At 49.2% G+C, this 23316-nt stretch carries 17 protein-coding genes; 12 read left to right on the top strand and 5 right to left on the bottom strand.

Annotation, left to right across the window (positions count from 1 at the left end; all coding sequences use genetic code 11):
• Window positions 1-2: 2 nt before the first annotated feature.
• A complete protein-coding gene (locus tag I8J30_RS02485; protein WP_210655087.1) occupies window positions 3-2021 on the top strand; it encodes a TIM barrel protein in 2019 nt (672 codons plus the stop codon).
• Window positions 2022-2044: 23 nt separating this feature from the next.
• Here the strand turns inward: I8J30_RS02485 and I8J30_RS02480 are convergent, their stop codons facing one another.
• Complete coding sequence (locus I8J30_RS02480; RefSeq protein ID WP_210655085.1) at window positions 2045-2947, bottom strand: AraC family transcriptional regulator; 903 nt, start codon at window positions 2945-2947, stop codon at window positions 2045-2047.
• Window positions 2948-3106: 159 nt separating this feature from the next.
• Between I8J30_RS02480 and I8J30_RS02475 the strand changes: the two genes are divergently transcribed.
• The gene (locus I8J30_RS02475; protein ID WP_210655083.1) at window positions 3107-4243 is read left to right on the top strand and encodes a Gfo/Idh/MocA family protein; all 1137 of its coding nucleotides are present in this window, start codon (window positions 3107-3109) and stop codon (window positions 4241-4243) included.
• Between the two features lie 93 nt (window positions 4244-4336).
• Here I8J30_RS02475 and I8J30_RS02470 read toward each other — a convergent pair whose 3' ends face one another.
• Window positions 4337-6592 (bottom strand): helix-turn-helix domain-containing protein, encoded by a 2256-nt coding sequence (locus I8J30_RS02470; RefSeq protein WP_210655081.1) that lies wholly within the window; start codon window positions 6590-6592, stop codon window positions 4337-4339.
• A gap of 229 nt (window positions 6593-6821) precedes the next feature.
• Between I8J30_RS02470 and I8J30_RS02465 the strand changes: the two genes are divergently transcribed.
• The 6 genes from I8J30_RS02465 (at window position 6822) to I8J30_RS02440 (ending at window position 14909) form a co-directional block, all read left to right on the top strand.
• Window positions 6822-7745, top strand: coding sequence for an ABC transporter permease (locus tag I8J30_RS02465; RefSeq protein WP_210656025.1), 924 nt, complete (start codon window positions 6822-6824; stop codon window positions 7743-7745).
• 15 nt (window positions 7746-7760) lie between these two features.
• Window positions 7761-8645, top strand: a complete 885-nt coding sequence (locus tag I8J30_RS02460) for a carbohydrate ABC transporter permease (RefSeq protein ID WP_338044774.1) — start codon at window positions 7761-7763, stop codon at window positions 8643-8645.
• A 55-nt stretch (window positions 8646-8700) separates the two neighbouring features.
• Window positions 8701-10317, top strand: a complete 1617-nt coding sequence (locus tag I8J30_RS02455) for an extracellular solute-binding protein (protein ID WP_210655079.1) — start codon at window positions 8701-8703, stop codon at window positions 10315-10317.
• Between the two features lie 88 nt (window positions 10318-10405).
• Window positions 10406-12154 carry a glycoside hydrolase family 35 protein gene (locus tag I8J30_RS02450; protein ID WP_210655077.1) on the top strand — a complete coding sequence of 583 codons (1749 nt, stop codon included), beginning with the start codon at window positions 10406-10408 and terminating at the stop codon, window positions 12152-12154.
• A gap of 51 nt (window positions 12155-12205) precedes the next feature.
• Entirely contained in the window at window positions 12206-13474 is a 1269-nt protein-coding gene (locus I8J30_RS02445; RefSeq protein ID WP_210655075.1) for a Gfo/Idh/MocA family protein, read from the top strand.
• 157 nt (window positions 13475-13631) lie between these two features.
• A complete protein-coding gene (locus I8J30_RS02440; RefSeq protein ID WP_210655073.1) occupies window positions 13632-14909 on the top strand; it encodes an L-cysteine desulfidase family protein in 1278 nt (425 codons plus the stop codon).
• 58 nt (window positions 14910-14967) lie between these two features.
• On the opposite strand, the gene I8J30_RS02435 is transcribed toward I8J30_RS02440, so the two are convergent.
• From I8J30_RS02435 to I8J30_RS02425, 3 genes are read right to left on the bottom strand one after another with little or no spacing between them, the layout of a single operon-like run.
• Window positions 14968-16053 (bottom strand): Ger(x)C family spore germination protein, encoded by a 1086-nt coding sequence (locus tag I8J30_RS02435; RefSeq protein WP_210655071.1) that lies wholly within the window; start codon window positions 16051-16053, stop codon window positions 14968-14970.
• Window positions 16050-17138 (bottom strand): GerAB/ArcD/ProY family transporter, encoded by a 1089-nt coding sequence (locus I8J30_RS02430; protein WP_210655069.1) that lies wholly within the window; start codon window positions 17136-17138, stop codon window positions 16050-16052. Before I8J30_RS02430 ends, I8J30_RS02435 begins: the two co-directional genes overlap by 4 nt.
• A 23-nt stretch (window positions 17139-17161) precedes the next feature.
• Window positions 17162-18628 (bottom strand): spore germination protein, encoded by a 1467-nt coding sequence (locus I8J30_RS02425; protein ID WP_210655067.1) that lies wholly within the window; start codon window positions 18626-18628, stop codon window positions 17162-17164.
• Window positions 18629-18780: 152 nt separating this feature from the next.
• Between I8J30_RS02425 and I8J30_RS02420 the strand changes: the two genes are divergently transcribed.
• The 4 genes from I8J30_RS02420 (at window position 18781) to I8J30_RS02405 (ending at window position 23288) form a co-directional block, all read left to right on the top strand.
• The gene (locus I8J30_RS02420; RefSeq protein ID WP_210655065.1) at window positions 18781-19809 is read left to right on the top strand and encodes an ATP-binding cassette domain-containing protein; all 1029 of its coding nucleotides are present in this window, start codon (window positions 18781-18783) and stop codon (window positions 19807-19809) included.
• Window positions 19806-20621 carry an ABC transporter permease gene (locus tag I8J30_RS02415; protein ID WP_210655063.1) on the top strand — a complete coding sequence of 272 codons (816 nt, stop codon included), beginning with the start codon at window positions 19806-19808 and terminating at the stop codon, window positions 20619-20621. Before I8J30_RS02420 ends, I8J30_RS02415 begins: the two co-directional genes overlap by 4 nt.
• A gap of 42 nt (window positions 20622-20663) precedes the next feature.
• Window positions 20664-21122, top strand: coding sequence for a DinB family protein (locus I8J30_RS02410; protein ID WP_210655061.1), 459 nt, complete (start codon window positions 20664-20666; stop codon window positions 21120-21122).
• Window positions 21123-21275: 153 nt separating this feature from the next.
• Entirely contained in the window at window positions 21276-23288 is a 2013-nt protein-coding gene (locus tag I8J30_RS02405; protein WP_210655059.1) for a bifunctional diguanylate cyclase/phosphodiesterase, read from the top strand.
• Window positions 23289-23316 lie beyond the last annotated feature (28 nt).

Below are 23316 nucleotides of genomic sequence, written 5' to 3'. Positions count from 1 at the left end.
CGATGACAACGACAGCCCGAGTAGCGCTTTTTCCGAAAGGATTTATGAATGAGTTGTCGGATGGCACGATGAGTTTATGGGAATGGATCGAGATAGCCGGAACGCTCGGTGCAGATGGGCTGGAGATGTATCCGCGTTTTCTGGAAAGCACGGAGCCGTCCTACCTTCTAGCTGTTCGAGAGGCGTGCGACAAAGTGCGTTTAGCCATCCCGATGATGTGCTCGTCACCGGATTTCACGCAACCGGATCCTGCGTTAAGAAGAGAAGAAATTCAGCATATCAAGACGATGATCGATGTCATGGCGATACTCGGTCCGGAAGATTTCAGAAGCTGCAGAGTGCTGTCCGGACAAAGGCGGATTGAAGTTTCCAGGGAAGACGGCATTCGCTGGACCGTGGAATGCATTCAAGAGCTGCTCGAGTATGCCGCCGAGAAGAAGGTTGTCCTGGTGATGGAGAACCACTATAAGGACGGTTACTGGACAGCGCCTGAATTCGCTTTGCCATGCGATATTTATTTAGAGATCATTAGTCAGATCGAATCGCCTTGGTTCGGAGTGAATTATGATCCTTCCAATGCCATCGTTGCCGGCTATGAGCCCATTCGATTGTTAGAGCAGGTCAGATCCAGAGTGATAACGATGCATGCCAGCGACCGCTATTTAAAAGAAGGCTATTCGATGGATGACATTCGGGAGTTTATGGACCAAGGCTACTCCCATGCACTCGAGCATGGCGTCATTGGCAAGGGCATGAATGATTACGGCATGATCTTCAGGATTCTTCAAGAAGAGAAGTTCGCCGGCTGGATCTCCATCGAAGATGGCGTGAACGGGCTGGAAGAGCTGGAGGAATCCGTTCATTTCATTAAAAATCAAATTAAGCGGTATTTAAGCTATTCTGAAGTGATGAAAGCGATTGTATTGAAAAATGCCAATTCTGAATCAGCGGCAGTCACGTTATCGGAAAAACCTCGCCCGGAATTGAAGGCCGATCACGAAGTATTAATCAAAGTGATTAGCGTCGGACTCGATGGTACCGACAAAGAGATCATCATGCATCGTTACGGCGTGCCGCCGGAGGGAGAGGAAGACCTGATCATTGGCCACGAGCTGATCGGTGTAGTGGAACAAGCCGGAGCCGCTTCCGGATTTAACGTTGGAGACGCTGTCACCGTGTTGGTAAGGAGGCCATGCCCGGAACCGGATTGTCAGAATTGCCGCGCAGACCGATCTGACTATTGCCAGAGCGGAAACTACATCGAAAGGGGCATCAAGGGTTCTCACGGATTCATGTGCGAATACGTGGTTGAGGATGCCGACTATGTCGTAAAAGTTCCGGATGGGATGAGCCATTTGGGCGTATGGGTAGAGCCGCAAAGCATATTCGAGAAACTATGGTCGACAATCGCCCATTTCCAGCAAAGATTCGTTTGGAAGCCTAAGCGGGCATTGGTGCTGGGTTCCGGTCCGATGGGCTTGCTGTCCGCCTTGTCGCTCCGGACCATGGGCATTGAAACGCATGTGTGGTCACTGCATGCAGTGGACAGTCTGCAAGCGAACGTGTTGTCCAAGATCGGCTCTCAATTCCAGAGCGCGTATAACGACTCTTCGGTTGGTGCCGCCGAGCATGGACTTGCAAGGCACTATGGCAGCAAACGAAAACTGAATTTTGATATCGTGCTGGAGTGCACCGGATTCACCCCTCTGCTTGTTGAAGCGGCTCACTTGCTTAACCGAAACGGAATTATCGGGTTGCTCGGTATTTCTTCGACGAACCGCCACATCGAGGTGCCGATGGATCAGATTAACCAGCATTTCGTCATCGGCAATCAATGCATGGTAGGTTCGGTTAATGCCTCCAAACCGGATTTCATCCGTGCGATCGATCGGATTGGGCAAGTAGAGCGCTGCTATCCGGGTACGTTGAGCAGCCTGATCACAGATGAATTTACTCCTGAACAAGTGGCTTCCGTTCGATTCGATCGAATTGGCATCAAAGGGGTCGTACGAATGAGCTAATCCCTGCGGAAGGGAGCACCCTCCTATAAAATGCTGCACAGCTTCCGGTACTCCCGCGGCGAAACCCCTTGCCAACGTTTAAATACATGGCTGAAATGGTGCAGGCTGTCGTAGCCGATGCGCATGCCGATCGCCTCGATTTTCATATCCGTTTCTCTCAGGCACCGCTTGGCCTCTTGATGGCGGAGATGCTGAACATATTGATTGGGGGTTACGCCGAACTGTTCTTTAAACAGCCGGATAAAATGATCCTCGCTGACGTTCAAACGCTCCGCCATCACCGTGTTCGGCCAAGTCAAATGCAAGCTGCCGCTGAGCTCGTCGACCAGCTCCCGAAGAGCCGTCAAATAAGTCGCGGAGGCGGTTCGTCGCGGAGCGCTCTGCAATCTTAGAATCGACGCGAGCATCTGCAGCATGGCTCCTCGGCAGACCAGCTCATAACCGGCCCTTGCCATTGTGAATTCTTCGCAGATCAATTCCATGCTTTTCACGATAGCAACGGAAAGCGATGAATATTTGCGGGTGAAAAGCCGCTCCCCGCCTGGATCCAGCGGCTGCTGACAGAACAACGCTTCTTGGACACGCGATTCATCTACGACCATATGGATCTCAGACGTCAGCTCGAACTCATCATAGAAGTCGAAATGGACACCGAGCAATTGGGCACCGCCTGCAGTTGGAATTTCAATGCGATGTCTTTCCCGGGCGCTTAGAAACAAGAGGTCGCCGGGGAAGTAACGAATCGACTCGGGTTCATCGATGAAATGGACGATCATTTCCCCGGAAATGACGTACATCACTTCGAAGTCATACAGACGCCGCTCATTGCCTTGATAATAGGCAGAGTCCTGGAACTGGGCCCAGTGAATGCTGGGTATCCAAGTCATGTTACCTTGCTTGCTGCTGTCAGAGGAAGATAGTGCCATTGCGTCCATGCCCCTTAATCCGGATAAAAGTCGATAATAGACAACTTTATAGCGATATAGAGTAAATACATCTTATGGAACCTATAGTATCATTCGAATTAGTTAGCGACAATAAACAACTATAACTAAGACAATTGATTAATATGGGGGATTTGCGACATGGCAAAGCGAATTGGAATCATCGGGTATGGACTCAGAGTCAGCGGCTTGTTTGGCCAATTGGATGAACAGGAAACGGGCTGCCGAATCGTCGCCATTGCGGATCCCCGTGAGCAGGAGCTGGCCGCTCGTATGGGCGAGGCAGCAAACGACATCGAATGGTACGCGGACGCGGATGATATGCTGGATAACGCCGGACTGGATGGGGTCGTAATCGGAACCCGATGTAATTTGCATACGGAGATGGCACTTAAAGTATTGAAACGCAGTCTGCCGTTATTCCTGGAGAAACCGGTTGCCACGACCTATGAAGATTTATATCGATTGAAAGCAGGCTACGAGGCTTCGGACTCGCAGGTAGTGGTTTCATTCCCGCTGCGCAATACTCCGCTTGTAAAGCTTGCCAAGGAAATCATAGATTCGGGTAAAATCGGAACCGTAGAGCATGTGCAGGCTGTGAACAATGTACCTTACGGCGGTGTCTACTATCATAGCTGGTACCGCGACGAGAGCATAACCGGAGGATTGTTTCTGCAGAAGGCGACACATGATTTCGATTATATCAACTATTTGCTGGGCGCGAATCCGACCGCCATATCGGCCATGAAATCGAAACAAATATTCAAAGGGGATAAGCCTGACGGCCTGATGTGCCGCGATTGCGACGAGAAGCATTCCTGCGAGGAAAGCACGCTCAAGCCGGTGAATCGTGATCGAGGGAGCTATTGCAGCTTTGCGACGGATACCGGCAACGAAGATTCCGGCAGCGCCTTGATTCGTTACGAATCAGGCATGCACGTAACCTACTCGCAGAACTTCTTCGCAAGAAGAGGCGCACAGAGACGCGGAGCGCGACTGTTAGGTTATAAAGGAACGCTGGAATTCGACTGGTACACAGGCGAACTGAAGGTCTTCATGCATCATGAGGCGCGAGTGGAAACCCATCAATTCGACTTGAATGCGATGGATGGGCATGGCGGGGGAGACGGCATGCTGCTGCGCAACTTCTTCCGGATCGTGAACGGAGAAGAGCGTTCATCGACCTCGCTCGACGATGGACTTCTGAGCGCGCTGCTTTGCCTGAAAGCCAACGAGTCCGCGGATACGAATACGTTTCAGCAAGTAGCTTGGAACTAGCTGGCGGCATGCTTCACTAGAACAGAAAAGCGGTTTTCCATCGTCAACTCATGACGATGGAAGACCGCTTTTCAATTTATCCGGCAGCATGCTTTACCGCTCGCCAACAGCAGCATTGCGTCTAAACTCCGTTGGCGTAACGCCGGAAATCTTCTTGAAGGAACGGTTGAAGGAGCTGAGCGTCGTATAGCCGACTGAGGTCGCGATCTCTTGTATTTTCATCTCCGACAGCAGCAATAAGTCCTTCGCTTTCTTCACGCGAACCTCGTTCACGAAGTCCACGAAATTCGTCCCCATTTTCTCTTTGAAATAGGTGGAGAGATAACCGCTGCTAATATTCAATTTGCCGGCGATGAGGTCCAGGGACAGCTCTTCCCCATAATGGGCCTCCGTATAGCTGACGGTAAAGCTGATGATCGGATCGCGTTCTTCTTTCTTCAATCGAACAAGCCGTCCGGCCTCGCTCACCAGCTTCTCCAGATAACAGTCCAATTCTTCGATGGTATGCTGCTTCTCAATGGAAGGCAGCATGCAGGACAATGCATCCGTATCGATTTGCATGCTATGAAGCACGCGCATGACCTTGTCGGTTGTCTCCTCCGCGAAACGATGGAACTTGATTGCGGGGATGTTCCGTTTCTTCATCTTCGCCAGCATTCGGCGCAGCGACTGCATGGCAAGCAGATCATTCCCTTCCTGCAGGCTCACATTCAGTTCCTGTTCCAGAATGGAAGTCGTCAGCATCGGCTTCTCGTTCGCTTCGCCGGCCTGAGACACGTATGTCGTATCATCGAAAGGCCTCAGCTTCACAAGCTTCAGCACTTCCGCGTAAGCACTTGTCATTTGAGAAGAATGAGGGTAATACGAGCTCACGGCGATGGTACAGAAACTATAGGCGTTATCCGTCTCCAGCACCGTCTTGATGTCCGATAGGACAGCGGAGAGGCGGTTGTCATCCTCATCGTTCAAGTAGATGACGGATAAGATCTGGTTGGTCTCGATTTGGAAGGTTTGCGCGCCTTCCATCTCCCGCCCGATCGCCTGAATCATATATTCGCGGATAAAAGCAATTGTCCGTTCTTCTTCTTCGGGCATCTCATCCCAGAATCGCTGTTTGAAATTCATTTGGAAGAGAACAAAACGAAACGGCCTGTAGTCCTGCTCGGCTGCCGGATCCGAGTCCTCATATTCAATGCGGATGCGTTTCAATACATTCATGAGCGAATAATGGCGCAGATGGTTTTTCCTGCTTTCGAGACTGCGCTGTGCTTCCTGATTCACTTTGATCATGTGGCCGATGTTGGCATGGATCAGCTCAAAGTCATTAGCTGCACCGCGAACGATCTCCTTATTCTCATTTAAATTCCGAATCGACTCCACGATTTTACGAACCGGATTGTTGAATCGTCTGCTGAAGATGACGGACAAGACCAAGCTGACTACAGAGGTGACAACGAGCAGCACGATCAGGGTAACCGTGAGCTTTACGATTTTGCTCGATACGCTGCTGTCCGGAATGATATTCACATAAGTAAGCTCGGATGTTGTGCCTTTCTGATAGAAGAAATAGTAGCCGTTCTGCTTCACCCAGTTTCTCCCGGGCTTCAATTCCGGTAAAGCTTCGTGAAATGCCGGATCGGAGGTATAGATCGTGTCCCCTTGCGGACTGAGAATATAGAACGTGTTGTTAATCGATTGATGGTAATTGCGATACAGCTGATCGGCATCAATGAATGCAAGGAACTTGAAATCGGGATACAGCTGGCTTCGGAACAAATAAGGGATGACGATGCCGGGCTGAGAATCTTGATAGGTCGGCGGCGGACTCTTGAATACAGCGGCCGGATACAGCTTGGATGCGGAGCCGGCCGTGGACAGTTCCTTTTCCCAGAAGGCGGGCGTGTAGGTACCATTCACGTAGTGTTCGGTGAACATGACATCGAGCGAACTGCCGCGATACTTGTCTAATATGTAATGATGCTTCACGTCGTACATAAATAAATTGTTCAAGTAAATTCTCGGATTCACCGTGATTTGCTCTAAATCGTCGATGATGTTCCCGGCGGCCATATAATAAGGCTTCGATTTCTGCAAGTCATTGAGATGATCATTTAAGTACATGCCCACGATAACGTTATCCAGCAGCGCGAAGTACTGTTCGAATCCGCTCGTTGTATGGGACAGATTCGCATCGTTATACGTAATAATCTCGCCGTGAATGCTTTTTCTGAACAAGGTGAGGGAGATCAAATTAAAGGAAACAAATAACAAAATAATGGCCATAAAGCTGAGTACCATCTTGGATAAGATCGAACGGGTACTAATCTTCCATTGCAAAATCTGCCTCATGTATAAACCCCTTTTGCCCTGGTCTGATCTTATTTTCGAAAACTGTGCAATTTTACGGAAACCTTGAAATTCGCGGGAAATCGGTCATATTTCCGATGTTCTTCAAGGCGTGACTCTTATAGTATAGCGCTAGGAATGAAAAATCAAGATTCATCCGCTACAAATAATCAGAGGGGGATCATCATTGAATAACTACACAAATCCAGGTGCAAACGCACCGGCAACAGTTATGGCTCACAGGGAAAGAAAACGTTCCTTCGTGGACAAGCTGTGGAATGAGCGCTACCTGTTCCTGCTTCTCCTCCCGGGACTTTTATACTTTATCATTTATCGGTATATTCCGATGCTGGGAAACATTATCGCTTTCCAGGATTTCAGTCCATTTCAAGGCTTCATGCACAGCGATTGGGTCGGACTGAAGCATTTCAAGAAAATCTTCGAAGATAGTGAAGTCATCCGAGTCATTTGGAACACGCTCTATCTCTCGTTCCTGCAAATTGCCTTCGCCTTTCCGGTGTCGATCGTGCTTGCGATCATGCTTAATGAGGTGCGCAACGAACGATATAAGCGAGTCATTCAATCGCTTGTCTATTTGCCTCATTTCTTATCCTGGGTCGTTGTAATCGGGATTGTAACGACATTCCTGAAATCCGAGGGGATTATTAATCAACTCATTCAAATGGTTTTCGGAATCGAACCGATTCCGTTTCTGACGTCGGCTCATTGGTTCATGCCAATCATCGTGCTAGAGGTGATTTGGAAAGAGTCCGGCTGGGGGACGATTATTTTTCTCGCGGCATTAGCCGGGGTTAACCCGCATCTGTATGAAGCGGCCGTCGTCGACGGCGCAAGTCGAATGAGGCAGATCTGGCATATTACGCTGCCTTCGATCCGCAGTACAATCATTATTTTGCTCATCCTAAGGCTCGGAAGCGTGCTTGATGTTGGATTTGAACAAATCTTCCTCATGCTGAACCCGCTCAACAAGGAGATTGGGGATGTGCTTGATACGTTCGTGTATTACAAAGGGATCGAGAATTCGGACTTCAGCTTCGCAACGGCGGTAGGGCTGTTTAAGTCGCTCGTCGGGTTAGTTCTAATCGTTGGAGCGAATAAGTTATCCAAAAAATTCGGAGAAGAAGGAATCTACTAAGGAGGCGGTGGAGCAGTGGTTAAAACGCATTCCATTTCGGAAAAATTAGCAAATGCCCTCAACGTGATCTTGCTTGCCGCGGTCGGGCTTGCAATGCTGTTTCCGTTCTATTACATGATCGCGACCTCATTTACTTCGGTTTCGGAGAGCGCTGCCAAGCAGTTTATCCTGTTTCCTGAAAAATGGGTCGTGGATGCTTACGAATACATCTTCCATTCCAAGGTGTTTGTCCGGGCGCTCATCGTCACCATCTGCGTTACGGTGGTAGGTACGCTCTTCAGTTTATTGCTCACCTCCATGATGGCCTATTCGCTGTCGCGGAAAATTACGGGGCAGAAATTTTTTCTTTTCCTAGTGTTGTTTACATTCGTCTTCGGAGCGGGTATTATTCCGTCCTATATGGTTGTAAAGGAAACGCATTTGCTGGATACCTACTGGGCGCTTATTATTCCGGGGGCCATCAATTCCTTTAATTTGATCGTGCTCAGGCAGTTCTTTCTTGGCATTCCCAATGATCTTACGGAAGCCTCGGTGCTCGACGGCGCGAATGACTTGCAGATTTTCTCGCGCATCATTCTTCCGCTGTCCAAACCCGCGCTCGCCGCATTCGGACTTTTCTATGCGGTGACGAGCTGGAACACTTATTTTACGGCACTTATTTATATCAGCGATCCGAGCAAGTGGACCATACAGGTCATATTGCGGCAGATTGTCATCTTGAGCCAGCGTCTCGATTCTCTCTCGGACGGGCAGCAAGCCGCACTCGCGAATGCTTCTCCGCCGGCTGAAACGATCGGCATGGCGGCGATTCTGATAGCAACGATTCCGATTCTTGCGCTTTACCCGTTCCTGCAAAAGCATTTTGCGAAAGGGGTGATGCTCGGTTCCGTGAAAGGCTAGCTTTCATGTAAGTGAGGATCATCGCTGTGCCCAACATAAAGAGGAGGTCGAAAGTATGCGTAACAAACTAGTTTCATCTGTTCTGGTAGTTGCACTATCCGGCTCTATTCTTGCAGCATGTTCATCCGGGAATGAGGATACCAATTCGAATACGTCCTCCAACGCGGGTACGACAAACAATGGTGCTGCGACGACAGCAGACCCGCATGCCGAGAAGTTGACGATTGATTGGTTCGACGGCACGTGGGAAGATCCGGTTCCAACCGGGAACAGCGAAGCCGTGCATAAAATCAACGAGAAATTCAATGTCGATTTTAAACCGCAATACATTCCTTTTGATACGTATGAAGAGAAGCTTGCCGTGAAAATGGCATCCGGCGATATTCCTGATGTTATCGGGATGGAAGAAGTAAACGCGAACTATACGAAATGGGCGAAGCAAGGGGCATTCCTGCCGCTGGACGAGTTCTTGAAGCAGTATGAGTCGACCAAGGCCGTGCCCGATTATTCGTGGGACTCTTTGAAAGTAGGAGGGAAAGTGTATGGCATCCCAACCTACTTCTCCTCGAAAGGCGGCAAGAAGCCGATCATCCGCAAGGACTGGCTGGATAAGCTGGGTCTAAAAATGCCAACGAATTATGAAGAGCTTAAAAAGGTTGCCATCGCCTTCACCAAAGACGATCCGGACGGCAACGGCAAAGCGGATACGATCGGTCTGGGTCTGGCCAAAGGTATTTATTACGATCCATCGTTTGGGGCTTATTACGGCAATGCGGTATGGTATCACAAGAACAGCAGCGGGCAGCTGATCCCGGGCATTATCGCTGACGGTAATAAAGAGAAAGTCACTTTCCTTGCTGATCTGCAAAAAGAAGGCATCCTGCAGGCGGACTGGGCAGTAACGGCTTACAAGGATATTTTCAAAGCGTTTAATGCGGGGAAAGTCGGCATTTGGTATGAACAGCCGGGCAATAGCGGAAATAACGGCGTATTGTTCGATGTGCTGAAACAAAACGCTCCGAATGCAGTCGTGGAGCCGATTCCGCCGTTCAAAGCTCCGGATGGTTCAGAAGGACTCACCATCAACGGCAGCTGGTACCGGATGTATATGATCTCGGCGAAATTGAAGGATCAGCCGGAGAAAGTCAAACGCATTCTCGAAATGATCGATTACTTCCACAAACCGGTCACGTTCGAAGAGCGTAACCCGCAAAACGAATACTTCGACTGGCTCTATGGCGGAGAAGGCAAAGGCTATCAAATGGTGGATGGCGTAGCACAGCCAATCGCCGAGAACCGTTCGAACGTCGCTCCGGGTGCTTACATTACCGAAGGCGGATGGTTCATGAACGACGAAGATCTGTTCACGTTTGCCAAGATCGCCAAGACGCCCGAGGATCAGAAGTTCCAACAAACGTTAGCCGACAGGCTGCATAGCATGAAGTTTTACGTGAATCCGACAAGCCGGATCATCTCGCCGCTGCTCATGGAGAAGAGCGGAGAGCTGCAGACGTATATTACGGATGAAACGACGAAGATGATCTTCGGCGAAAGACCGCTCAGCGACTGGGACAAAATGGTCGAGGAGTACATGGCCAAAGGCGGTAAAGAAATGATTGACGAAGTCAATAAAGAATTAGAAGCTAACCATGTCCAAGGCGAGTGGAAGTAAGCGTAAGTGATTCCATAACAGACAGCCCGAACCTGCGCGGTTCGGGCTGTCACAACTTGTTCGCATCATGATGTAAAGGGGTATCGCTATGCCAATATTGACGACTGACAAACAACAATTCCTGCTCGATGGCGAGCTGTTTCGCATCCTGTCAGGGGCTATTCACTATTTTCGCGTTGTACCGGAATATTGGCGGGACCGCCTTTGGAAGCTAAGGGAAGGCGGCTTCAATACGGTTGAAACCTATGTAGCCTGGAATATTCACGAGCCCAAGGAAGGCCAATTCGCGTTTGAGGGCATTGCGGATCTCGTTCGATTCATTGCGATTGCAGGGGAGCTGGGCTTGCATGTCATCGTTCGTCCGAGTCCTTATATTTGCGCGGAGTGGGAGTTTGGCGGTCTGCCTGCTTGGCTGCTTGCTGATCCGGGCATGCGTCTGCGCTGCTATCATCAGCCTTTTCTCGATAAAGTGGATGCGTATTACGACGTACTGCTGCCTAAGCTGGTACCGCTTCTCTCGACCAATGGCGGTCCGATTATCGCGATGCAGATTGAGAATGAATACGGCAGCTACGGGAACGACAAGAAGTACTTGAAGTATTTGGAGCATGGCATGAAGAACAGAGGCATCGACGTGCTGCTGTTCACCTCCGATGGACCGGGCGATTTCTATCTGCAGGGCGGAATGGTGGAGGATGTTCTGGCGACCGTGAACTTCGGATCGCGCGTGCAAGAGTCATTCGATAAATTAGGCGAGTATCAGCAAGATCAGCCGCTGATGTGCATGGAGTATTGGAACGGCTGGTTCGACCATTGGGGCGAGCAGCACCATACACGCGATTCGGAAGATGCGGCACGCGTGCTGGATGATATGATGGCTGCAGGCGCTTCGGTGAATGCCTATATGTATCACGGCGGAACGAACTTCGGTTTCTATAATGGCGCGAACTTCGGCGAGGAGAAACACCAACCGACGATTACAAGCTATGATTATGACGTGGCTATCAGCGAGTCCGGCGATCTGACGGACAAATTCTATAAATTCCGCGAGGTTATTTCGAAGTATGTCGAGCTTGGGCCGCTCAATCTCCCGGAGCCAATCAAGAAGAAAACCTACGGCAGCGTTACCTTGACAGAGCAAGCTCCGCTCTTCGCGTCCTTAGACATGCTTTCCGTTCCGGTAGAGCGTACATGCCCGGAAACGATGGAGCAGCTTGGGCAGGATTACGGTTTTATTCTGTATTCGACGCGCGTGATCGGGCCGATTGCCGCTTCCCGTCTTAATTTGCAGGATGTGCATGACCGCGCACTTATTTTCTTAAATGGGGAGTACAAAGGCACGATCGAACGCAATAACAAAAACCATGACGTGCTGCTCGATATCCCGGCAGAAGGGGCGACACTGGACATTCTGGTCGAGAACATGGGCCGCATTAATTATGGTCCCTATATGAAAGATCCGAAGGGCATTACGGAAGGCGTACGGCTTGGCCAGCAATTTCTGTACCATTGGACGATCCGCCCGCTGCCGCTGGATGACCTCCGCAAGCTTGTCTATCAAGAGAGCAGCGTGAAGCAGGAGCAGCCGACGTTCTACAAGTCTTCCTTCCAAGTCGATGAAGCGGCGGATACCTTCCTCGCGCTGAGCGGTTGGACGAAAGGCGTTGTCTATGTGAACGGCTTCAATCTGGGCCGTTATTGGGAGATTGGACCACAGCAGACGTTATATATTCCGGCGCCGCTGCTTCGTGAAGGTGCGAATGAACTGATTATTTTCGAGCTCCATGGCTGTAACGAGCCTGTCGTCAAGTTGCAAGACAGCGCAGTGCTGGGCTAACTGCGGAATAGGGAAGAGAAATCATTCTGGGAATCAAATGGGGGAGACAACATGGCTCAACTTACTGCAATACTAATTGGGGCAGGTGCACGGGGAGCGGGCAGCTATGCTCCTTTTGCTCTGGACTATCCGCATGAATTGAAATTCGTTGCGGTAGCCGAGCCGGATGCGAATCGCCGCGAGAAGTTTGCGAAGCAGCACAATATTCCGGAGGCGATGACCTTCGAATCTTGGGAGCAGCTGCTGGCGAATCCGAAGCTTGCGGATATAGCCGTTATTTGCACGATGGACCGGATGCATTTTCACCCAACGCTACAGGCGTTAAACAACAAATACCATGTTCTGCTCGAGAAGCCGATGTCCCCGGACCCGCTGGAGTGTCTGCAAATGGAACAGGCGGCTCGCGAAAATAATTGTTTGTTATCCATCTGCCATGTGCTGCGGTATACGCCGTTCTGGAGTAAGATTAAGCAAATTCTGAGCGATGGGCATATCGGCGATATCGTATCCATCCAGCTCAACGAGAATGTGGGCTATTGGCATATCGCGCATAGCTTCGTCAGAGGGAACTGGAACAATTCCGAAACCTCCAGCCCGATGATCTTGGCGAAATCATGCCACGACATGGACGTTCTGTCCTGGCTCATGGATCAGCCCTGTGTTCGGGTGAACTCCTACGGGTCGCTCATGCACTTCAATGAAGCGAACGCACCGGAAGGGTCGGCCGATCGTTGTCTCGATTGTGCGGTAGAAACGACTTGTCCGTATTCGGCGCCTCGTTTCTATTTAAGCGAGCAATTTAAAGGCTGGGCCAGACATTTTACCCCGGAGCTTACCAAAGAAAATATCGTCCAAGGCTTGCGCGAAACGAATTACGGCCGCTGCGTGTATAAGAGCGACAATAACGTGGTCGATCATCAAGTCGTCGGCATGGAGTTTGCGAACGGGGCAACGGCGATGTTCAGCATGTGCGGCTTTACGTTCGAGCAGGAACGCAGAATTCAAATTATGGGCACGCGCGGCGAGCTGCGCGGCGATGACGATAAGATCACCTTGTTTGATTTCCTGACGCATCAGAAAACCGAAATTACGATTCCTTCGCAATCGAGCGGACACGGCGGCGGTGATGCCGGTATCGTCAGAAGTTTCCTGACCGATGTGCGGAATTATCACGGTCAAGAGACGTTAACATCAGCAGTCGCTTCCGTACGCAGCCATCTGATGGCGTTCGCTGCCGAAGCGTCCCGTCTTGATGGCGGCAAATCGATTGAATTAACGGCTTACGCGGAAGAATTGATGAAGCAAAGCGTTACGAAATAACGAGAAGGACTGCTTAGCGATAAGCAGTCCTTTTTTATTTTTCAGAAAGGTTAAAACTTACTGGAGAATATGATTGATTCCGAAGAGCAACCTATAGTATATTTTTAGAATTATGCGAAGGTGTACGGTGCCTTTAGGTGTTTTAGGAGGACATGAATTGGAGAAGCACAGTTTCATTCAAATCTTGCAAAATGAGCTTGTCGTCGCGCTTGGCTGTACGGAACCGGTTGCGATCGCCTTAGCTGCGGCAAAAGCCAAAACCTACTTGCCTGATCCGATTGTACGCATCACGGTTAAAGCGAGTGCAGGTATCATTAAGAATGCGTTGGCCGTGGGAATACCCGGCACGGAGCTGACCGGCATTGATTTTGTCGCTGCGTTAGGTGCATTGGCCGGCAATGCCGACAAGCAGCTGGAAGTGCTCGCCGACATTACGTCCGCGGATATCGCCGAGGCGCAAGCCATGGTGGAGCAAGGTACGGCCACTTTTGAGCTTGCGGACACGCCTCGGAAATTATATATAGAGGTTATTGCCGAAACGGAAGATCGCTATGCGAAGGTTGTGATTACGGATAATCACACGAATATTACCCTTATTGAAGTAGATGGGAAGGTCGTAGAATCAGGCGGCTGCGCGAATGTTAGCTTCAAGAGCTCCAAGGAAGAACGCGGCGCGCTATCCATCGATGCTATTGTGGATTTTGTGAATACGATCGATCCGGAAGAACTCCGTCTGGTGAAGCAAAGCATCGAGCTGAACCGAAAAGCCGGGCTGGACGGATTAGCCCATTCCTATGGGCTTGAAGTCGGGAAGACGATTAAAGAAAATGTGCAAAGAGGCATTCTGTCCGATGATTTAATCTCTCACGCGATGGCTCTGGCAGCGGCAGGATCGGATGCGCGTATGGCCGGATCTTCGATGCCTGTTATGGCGAATTCGGGAAGCGGCAATCAAGGCATTGCCGCGACGAATCCTGTCATTGCGGCGGCAGAGAAGCTGGGGACATCGGAGGATAAATTGATCCGCGCGGTTGCGCTCAGCCATCTAGTCACGATTTATATTAAATCGAAATTCGGCCGTTTATCCGCATTATGCGGCGTGACGGTATCCGGTACGGGTGCAAGCTGTGGCATCACCTATTTGCTCGGCGGTGGCAAATCGGAGATAAAAGGCGCGATCCAGAACATGCTCGGCAACGTAACCGGGATGATGTGTGATGGTGCCAAAGGCGGCTGCGCCATGAAAGTAGCGACCTGCACAAGCGCAGCCGTTCAATCGGCGCTTCTGGCTTCCAAAGGGATGACCATTTCATCGACCAATGGTTTTATCGAGAACGATGCGGAGAAAACGATCGATAACTTCTGCCGGATCGGAAATGAAGCGACCTCGGATATCGATAATCTGATTCTCGATATGATGCTGAATAAGGAATAAACGAAAATCCGCCTTCTCGGCGGATTTTTTGTATGCTGACCAAGCGAGGTTAACCGATTTATTTCCTGATTCCCATTTCCGAAAGCTTCACCTTAACGTTTAACTTTACGTCTATCGTTGGATACTGTTGATTCCATTCCGCTTCGTTCCAATTTCTCGTCTTGCTCCTAACGAAATCCCCTAATCCAAACGGGTCGATCCCTTCTTTTTTAAACCTTTGTATCAGATCCATTCCGGTTGAGGTTATATCCGCTTCAAAGCTTTCTACCATCTTCTGCTGTTCATGCAAGGTTAAGCGAATCCCCCTCGAATCAATTAATTCGCTGTTCATGTTTAAATTTATCGTTACCTTTGGACGCTGCGTATCTTTCCCCACGCGATATTTCACCTTCGAACCTACATTTTTCAAGGCGATGTAAGATCCGTTGTCCAATTTGGTTTCAAGAATACCGCCATGTTTCACATTTTCCATAAGCAGCTTCATGACTCGCATCTGCTTCTCGTTCAGTGACAGGATATATTTGTCATCCTTAAATAACGCTATACCGGAAATCATCACTTGATTGTTTTGCAGTTTAATGAGCGGCAGAAAAGGGTCCATTCCTTTTCCCAGATAAGCGTACTCGAAATCATGAAGATTTTGCCTCGGAACAAGTCCGTTCCGCACGTTCGTATCGAGCAAATTAAACAAGAACATGCCTTTCTCCTCATCGGAACTGAAATTCGATTGCAATAGCTCCTTTGCTTTTCCATCAACAACAGCTAAATACATCCTTCTTGAAGCAAGAGGATCCCGCAAAACGACATCCAATTGATCTGCCAATCCTTTTGCCGCCAACTCTTGTTCAAATAGGATTACCGAAGCTTTTCCGGGTTTAATGGGACGGTTTAATTGCATGTCCATCAATTCTGTAATGTTCTTGGTCGTGTGGCCAACCTTGGAGTACAAGATATTGGTAACGGTAGCGGATTTGCCGGCTTGAAATTTAGGCGCCGCTATCGTAAATTCGATATCATCGTTTGGCGCTTCATCGAATGCGCAAACAAAAGTAATGGTTATTTTCTCCAACACTTCTTGCTTGACGCACCCACTCAGCAACAGCAGAAAACAGGTAAGCAGGAATAAGGGGAAAAATCGAATCATACGGTTCTTCTCACTTTCATTCTGACCACGTCGACGATAAATACGAATGGAATATACGCATAAATCATGTAGAATCCGATCTCGGATAACAGGTTTTGTAAGGCCTCAATGCCAGTCCGACCCGGAATCAGACATACAAGAATGAAGACCACAATTAATAAGACCGGAAGGACAGTCAATTGTTTTACGGAGAAAATCAGCTTGCACACTCGACTTGAAGCCCAGAGACTGAGGCATATGATCGGAATCACCCATAAAATCTGTGATGTAGCTCCGATATATTCAAATCGTTCAATGAACGGAAAATGCACGAATTTATACTTGCTTAACTGCGGCCATATTTCAGTCGATAATTGTTCGGGTTTGAACAACAATAATGAAAAGAAAATAATGATTAAATAAGAAGCGGTTGTAATTCCATTGGCCAAATGAGCCCACTTTTCGGATTTTCTTGGCATTCGGATGAAGGTGTAGCAGAACAAGAGCACTTCCACGCCTAAATAAGGAAATGTCAACGTCGTACCTGCTTGGACGATTTCATTTAACGAATGATCCAGAACCGGTGATAAATTGCTGAAATGATAAAAAGTCGAAGGGAAAAACAAAGACAATATTGTAATATACCTCAGCATGCTAAACAGACATATGCCCACGATCACACGAAAACCTCCTGCGACGATGTAATAAACGAGCAGGAGCAGCACAAACGCTAACGGCCATGTATTCAGATCAGGAAACAGCCAGACTTGGATAATCTCGATAAACATGCGTAGTAGATAAGTTGCTATAAGCAGGAAGTAACCGATAAAGATAAAATTAAGACCTCCACCTAACAATTTCCCGAAAAATCGTTTATGAATTTGGATAAGGTCAGTCTCATTCCGGTTGAGAATGCGATACATCATCCAAATAATAATATGGAAACTGATTCCGCATAGGATGACAGAAATCCATGAATCTTGTCCTGCCAATTGAATGGGTTTGGTCGACATAGAGACATATTCCGGCCCGAACTGCATGGCATGAATCAATATAAAAACGAGAAAAGGGGAGATGGTAAAACGCAGATGTTCCGTTGACTTCATGGTTGCATCACCCCCAGAGCTAATCATTCATCTATGTCCCTCTTTTTTAGGTCCCTCTTTTTGTTTGCATTTTTCTTGTCGAATCTTACGGGTTTAGGCGATCTCAAGAAGCTGAATCGATGATGAAACTTCGAGTAAGGCGGACGAACGACCGTATCATATAAGTCTGAAGTGCGGAATGGATAGATCGGAACCAAGTAAGGCATCCCGAGAGAGGTTAAGCGCAATAAATGGGCAACCAAGGCAAACGTGCAAATGAAAATGCCTAATAAGCCCCATATCTGCGCGGCGAAGATAAATGGAAAACGCAAAATGCGGATCGTTGAGCTCATTCGAAAGATAGGTGTCGTGAACGAAGCCAATGCCGATAACGCCACGATGATCAATAAAAAATTACTTGTAAGCGCGGCTTCTACGGCTGCCGTACCGAGCACGATACCTCCGACAATCCCAATGGTTTGTCCGATTTTCGTAGGCAATCTTGCGCCGGCTTCCCGTAACAATTCAATGACAAGTTCCATAATGAGGACTTCTACGATTGGAGGAAAAGGGACATTGATCCTCGAGGAAACGATCGTGGGCAGAAAGACATTAGAAATTCCCTGTCCGTGATAGGTCATAACAGCAACATACAACGAAGAGGCATAGACGGAAAACAGCACCGCAAACACGCGAATCATCCGTAATAAGGAACCGACGATCCAAGGCAAATAATAATCTTCATAAGTAATGAAAAACGACCATAGGTTGACCGGGGCAAAAAAGGCAGTCGGGGACCCATCCTTCATTACGCATAGTTGCCCAGAGGAAACGGCCCAGGCAACGTAGTCCGCTCTTTCCGTGCCGATCGTCTGCGGAAAGATGGAATTGGAATTATCCTCGATCATTTGTTGAAGCAGCGTGCTGTCCGTGATTTGATCGAACTGCACATCCTCAATGCGCTGTATGCATGTTTGTAAATATTGTTCGTTCGCTATGCCTTTTATGTAAACAATCGCAATCCTCGACTTGGATATGCTCCCTACAGTGAGCTCTTTCACACGTAAATCAGGATAGGGAAGGCGCTTGCGTACTAAGTTAAGATTGACATCCAACGATTCAACGAAGGCCTCTCTGGGTCCTTCCACCGTGAATTCGACCTCGGGAATCGTGACGTTGCGCCCCTTGGATGCAGCCGCATTGATCAAGATACAATGATGGCTTTGCCGGCCTAATTGAATCGCAACATATCCCCGATAAATCTTGCTTTCGATAAGATCCCAATCGGAGGATATTTCTTTTTCCGCTACGGGGACACAGTGGTACAAGTCCTCGAAGGACATGTCGGAATGGTTGCTTAGGCAGCTAAGGATATGCTGCTGCAAGACTTCTTCCTCCGTGAGAGATTTAAAATAGCCGATGTACAAAGTGCCCGCGTTTATTTGATGTTCGTAACATACGAAATCCGCGGACTCACCAAGCTCCTTCCAAGACTCTGGGACCGTACTCACTTCTAATCCCTCTTTTCACTATAATTCCTCCATAAATTGTGTCACGAGAAGAGGGTAATTATTCAAAATCGGATCCGCCGGCTGATGGTTCACATTCAGTTCATAAAGTTGAGCTAACATCCTAGGTAATCAGTTATCTAGGAGGAATTGCAATGGTTTATGGAAACAAAAGCGGGTCAAACGGCGATTGGGCCGTTGAAGCACAGGGGCTCGTCAAAACATTTGGCGATAACCGTGCAGTAGATGGCGTGGATCTGCAAGTGCGTACCGGTTCGATCTATGGTGTACTCGGTCCCAATGGTGCAGGCAAAACGACAACGATTCGCATGCTGGCAACGCTGCTCCGGCCGGACGCGGGTTCGGCGAGAATTTTCGGTCACGATGTGGTGAAGGAATCACAGATTGTCCGTCAATTGATCGGAGTGACCGGCCAGTATGCCTCTGTCGATGAGTCCCTTAGCGCTACCGAGAACTTGATTATCTTCTCTCGGCTGCTTGGGCTGGGGCGGGCGGAATCGCGCCGTAAAGCAGAAGAGCTGCTTGAGGAATTCGGTTTGACCGAGGCTGCCAAGCGTCCGCTTAAGAACTTCTCAGGCGGCATGCGGCGCCGGCTGGATCTGGCTGCAAGCTTGATCGCGCAGCCTCCTCTCATCTTCTTGGATGAGCCGACTACCGGCTTGGATCCGCGAACTCGTTCGCAGATGTGGGACACGATCCGCCGGCTTGTGAAGACGGGCTCGACGGTCCTGCTGACTACGCAGTATCTCGATGAGGCCGATCAATTGGCTGATCGGATAGCGGTTATCGATACCGGCAAAGTAGTCGCGGAAGGTACCGTAGATGAATTGAAAGCTTCCGTAGGTACTTCATCGCTGCATCTGCGGCTTGCGGATCTCGAGGATAACAACAGTGCGCGTCATATTATTGAACAGGTGCTGGGCGTTCCGACCAAAATCTCATCCGAAGCGGGCAAAATTACGGCACCGATGGCAAATGCCGACCTCGTTACCGATCTGCTTATTGCGTTGCGTACGGCCGGCATTCACCTGTCCGAGATGAGCGTACAGAAGCCGACGCTTGACGAAGTATTCCTAACGATTACAGGGGAAGGCGTAAAGGAAGATGCCTCAACGACGCAGGCATCCGATGACATGTATAAAGCGAAGGAGGCAAGAGCATGAGTGGCACTTCCATTAAATCAGCCGCAGAGCTTAAATTAAAGAACCACACAAGCCTTGGACAGACACTGCGTAATTCACTGACCATGGCTTACCGAGGACTACTGAAGATTCGGCGCACGCCGGAGCAATTGTTCGATGTTACGCTGCAACCGATCATTTTCACACTGATGTTCACTTATATCTTCGGCGGCGCGATCTCCGGAGACGTTGCAAGCTACTTGCCGGTCATCATTCCCGGTATTCTTGTTCAGACGGTGATTACAACCTCCATCGTCACAGGGGTGCAGCTGCGGGAGGACATGGATAAAGGGGTGTTTGACCGATTCAAATCGCTGCCGATCGCCCGTATTGCGCCGCTTGCGGGAGCATTGCTGGCCGATACCATAAGGTATACAATAGCGACGGTGCTTACATTCAGCATGGGTTACATTATGGGGTATCGACCTGAAGGCGGTTTGGAGCACGTTGCCTTAGCCGCTGTACTTGTCATTGCTTGCTCTTGGGCAATGAGCTGGATCTTCGCCTTCTTCGGCGTCATCGCCCGTACCGCTTCCAGCGTACAAGGGATATCGATGCTCGTGCTGTTTCCGCTTACGTTCTTATCCAATGCGTTTGTACCGACGGAGACGATGCCGAACTGGCTCCAATGGTTTGTTAAAATCAATCCCATCTCGCATCTCATTTCGGCCGTCCGGGATTTAACCAACAAAGGTACGGTAGGCTGGGATCTGGTCATCTCCCTCATCGGTGCTGCCGTGATCGTGGCCATATTTGCACCAATTACGGTAAGAGCTTATATGCGCCGGACTTAGTGCATATACTACGTGCTGAGAAACCTAAGGAGCACGCCTCAGATGACAATGATCAACGGATTTATTTCAGACTGGCTGAGCCATCGCAGAGTTTTGCACCACATGCTGACGGATGTAACAACCGAGCAGCTCCGGATGAAGCCGTGGGAGAAAGGCATGTCCCTATCGGGTCTTGTCCTGCATATCACCGGATCGATGGGGATGTTTGCTTCAACGGTACAGAACGGAGCCTATACGCCGGCAGTACCGCCGAAACCTTTCTCGACAATTGAAGAGCTGAAAGCCAATATCGAGGCTGAAACTGCGCAAACGGAATCGATTCTGAGAACGATTACGCCGGAGCAATTGGATCAACCGATCGATTTCTTCGGCAATGTTCTTCGCGGCAGCGTCTTGCTTCAGAATGCCAAGGATCATGAAATTCATCACAAAGGTCAAATGTTTATCTATCTGCGAATAGCCGGTATCGATAAACTGCCGTTTTTCGTTAGCCGAGGATAGAGGAAGTTATGCATGAAAGCCGTTTCGATCAGAAGCGGCTTTTTTTGATCTATTTTGACATCAAATATTTCTGCTATCAGAGAAATGTCGAATAACATATAATAGGAGTACTTATATTATTTCGTCCGGAAAGAAGGGGTTCCCATAGAGCGCATGCAGGGTCACTATAACATATGGATTGTCCTTCTATCTTTTGCGATTGCCGTTATGGCCTCGTATTCAGCATTGAATCTAGCAGGTAAAATTACAAGATCGAGTGGCAGAACACGTACGATTTGGTTGATAGCAGGTTCAGTGGTCATGGGGATGGGCGTATGGTCGATGCATTTTGTCGGGATGCTGGCCTATCACATGGATACGACAGTGACATACGATACGACTACGACGATTCTATCGTCGCTTGGAAGCATCCTGGCATCGTTTATCGCCTTTCGAATTACGGCCAGAAGCCAGTCCAGCCCGCTTAGGTATGCTTTAGGCGGTTTGATTATGGGATGCGGCATCGTGGCGATGCATTACGCAGGCATGAGTGCGATGCGGATGCCGGGAGAAATTACATATGATGTACCGTTATGGTTACTATCTGCTTTCATCGCGCTGGCAGCCTCTTACGCTGCACTTTATTTGTTCCACAAACTTCGCTACTCTCCTGATTTCACTTTATGGAAGCTCATTTCTGCAATCGTAATGGGTATCGCCATTTGCGGCATGCATTACACGGGCATGGCGGCAGCGAAATTTACTTCAAGCGGGGAGATCCATCATGCGATGGGCAGCGGAGAACCGCAGTTTTTTCTGCTGTTCGGCGTAACCGTATCGACCTTCTTTATATTGGCTGTTTCGTGGGGCGCGGTTTTCTTCGATCGGCATGTACTGGAGAAGATGGCTTATTACGATCAGTTAACCAATCTGCCTAATCGGCATGACCTTCAGCGGTTTTTCAACGAGAAGAATGATCGCCTGACGCAGGGCGCTTTTCTCTTTATTGATCTGGATCGGTTTAAAATGATTAACGACACGCTCGGACATGATGTCGGCGATATGCTGCTTCAGCAGGTCGCGGATCGACTGCGATTATGCGTAACCGACGGGGAAATGATATTCCGACTTGGAGGCGACGAGTTCCTGGTCGTAGCAAGAACGCCGGAAATCACCGTATTGGAACAGCTGGCTCATAATTTGTTGAACCAGATTAAACAGGCGTACTTTATTGAAGCGCATGAGCTGTACGTGACCTGCAGCATCGGAATCAGCCATGCCCCTTTCCATGGCGTTGACCGATCTTCGCTGCTTAAAGCAGCGGATACGGCGATGTATGCGGCGAAGGTGGATGGCAAGAACAGATTCCGCATCTTCGATGAAGAGATGAGCCGCAACCAGATCCGCAAGCTGGTGCTGGAGAAAGATATGCGCAAAGCGATGGTTCACGGCGAGTTCACGATCATGTATCAGCCGAAGTGGGATACCGGGTCTGACCAATTGAGCGGCATGGAAGCTTTGATGCGCTGGCAGCATCCTGAGCTGGGCTCCGTATCGCCAAGCGAGTTTATTGCAGTAGCAGAGGAAACGGGCATGATCATTCCGATGACACGCTGGATGCTGCAAGAGGTGTGCAAGCAGAACAAATATTGGCAGGAGAACGATAACATTCACACCTGTATCTCGGTGAACATGTCGATTCGGATTTTCGAGAGCCAGCTGCTGTTCGAGATGGTGGACGAGGCATTGCGGATATCGGGATTACCGGGCCACTATTTGGAGCTGGAGATAACGGAATCCATTGCGAAGAGTGATGTTAACGATATTATCGAGCAATTGCGCAGCATCCGCGATCTGGCAGTGAAGGTATCGCTGGATGATTTCGGAACGGGCTATTCCTCGCTTGGCACATTGGACGAGCTGCCGGTGGATACGCTAAAGATCGATCAAATCTTTATTCACAAGAGCGCGCAGCTGTCCAAGCAAGCGATTATCAGCAACATCATTGCCATCGCCAAGAACTTGAACCTCGAAGTAGTGGCCGAAGGCGTGGAGACGCAAGATCAAATCGACATCCTGCAGTCCAGAGGCTGCCATGTCATGCAAGGCTTCTATTACAGTAAGCCGATGTCGGCTCAGGATATGACGGCTTGGCTGGAGCAGAAGCAGCAAGCGGTTACGGTATAATATCGGCCAGCACTTCTTACGGAGCGTT

Source organism: Paenibacillus lignilyticus (assembly GCF_017942085.1).
Taxonomy (GTDB): Bacteria; Bacillota; Bacilli; order Paenibacillales; family Paenibacillaceae; genus Paenibacillus_Z; species Paenibacillus_Z lignilyticus.
This window is presented reverse-complemented; position numbering and strand designations above follow the sequence as displayed.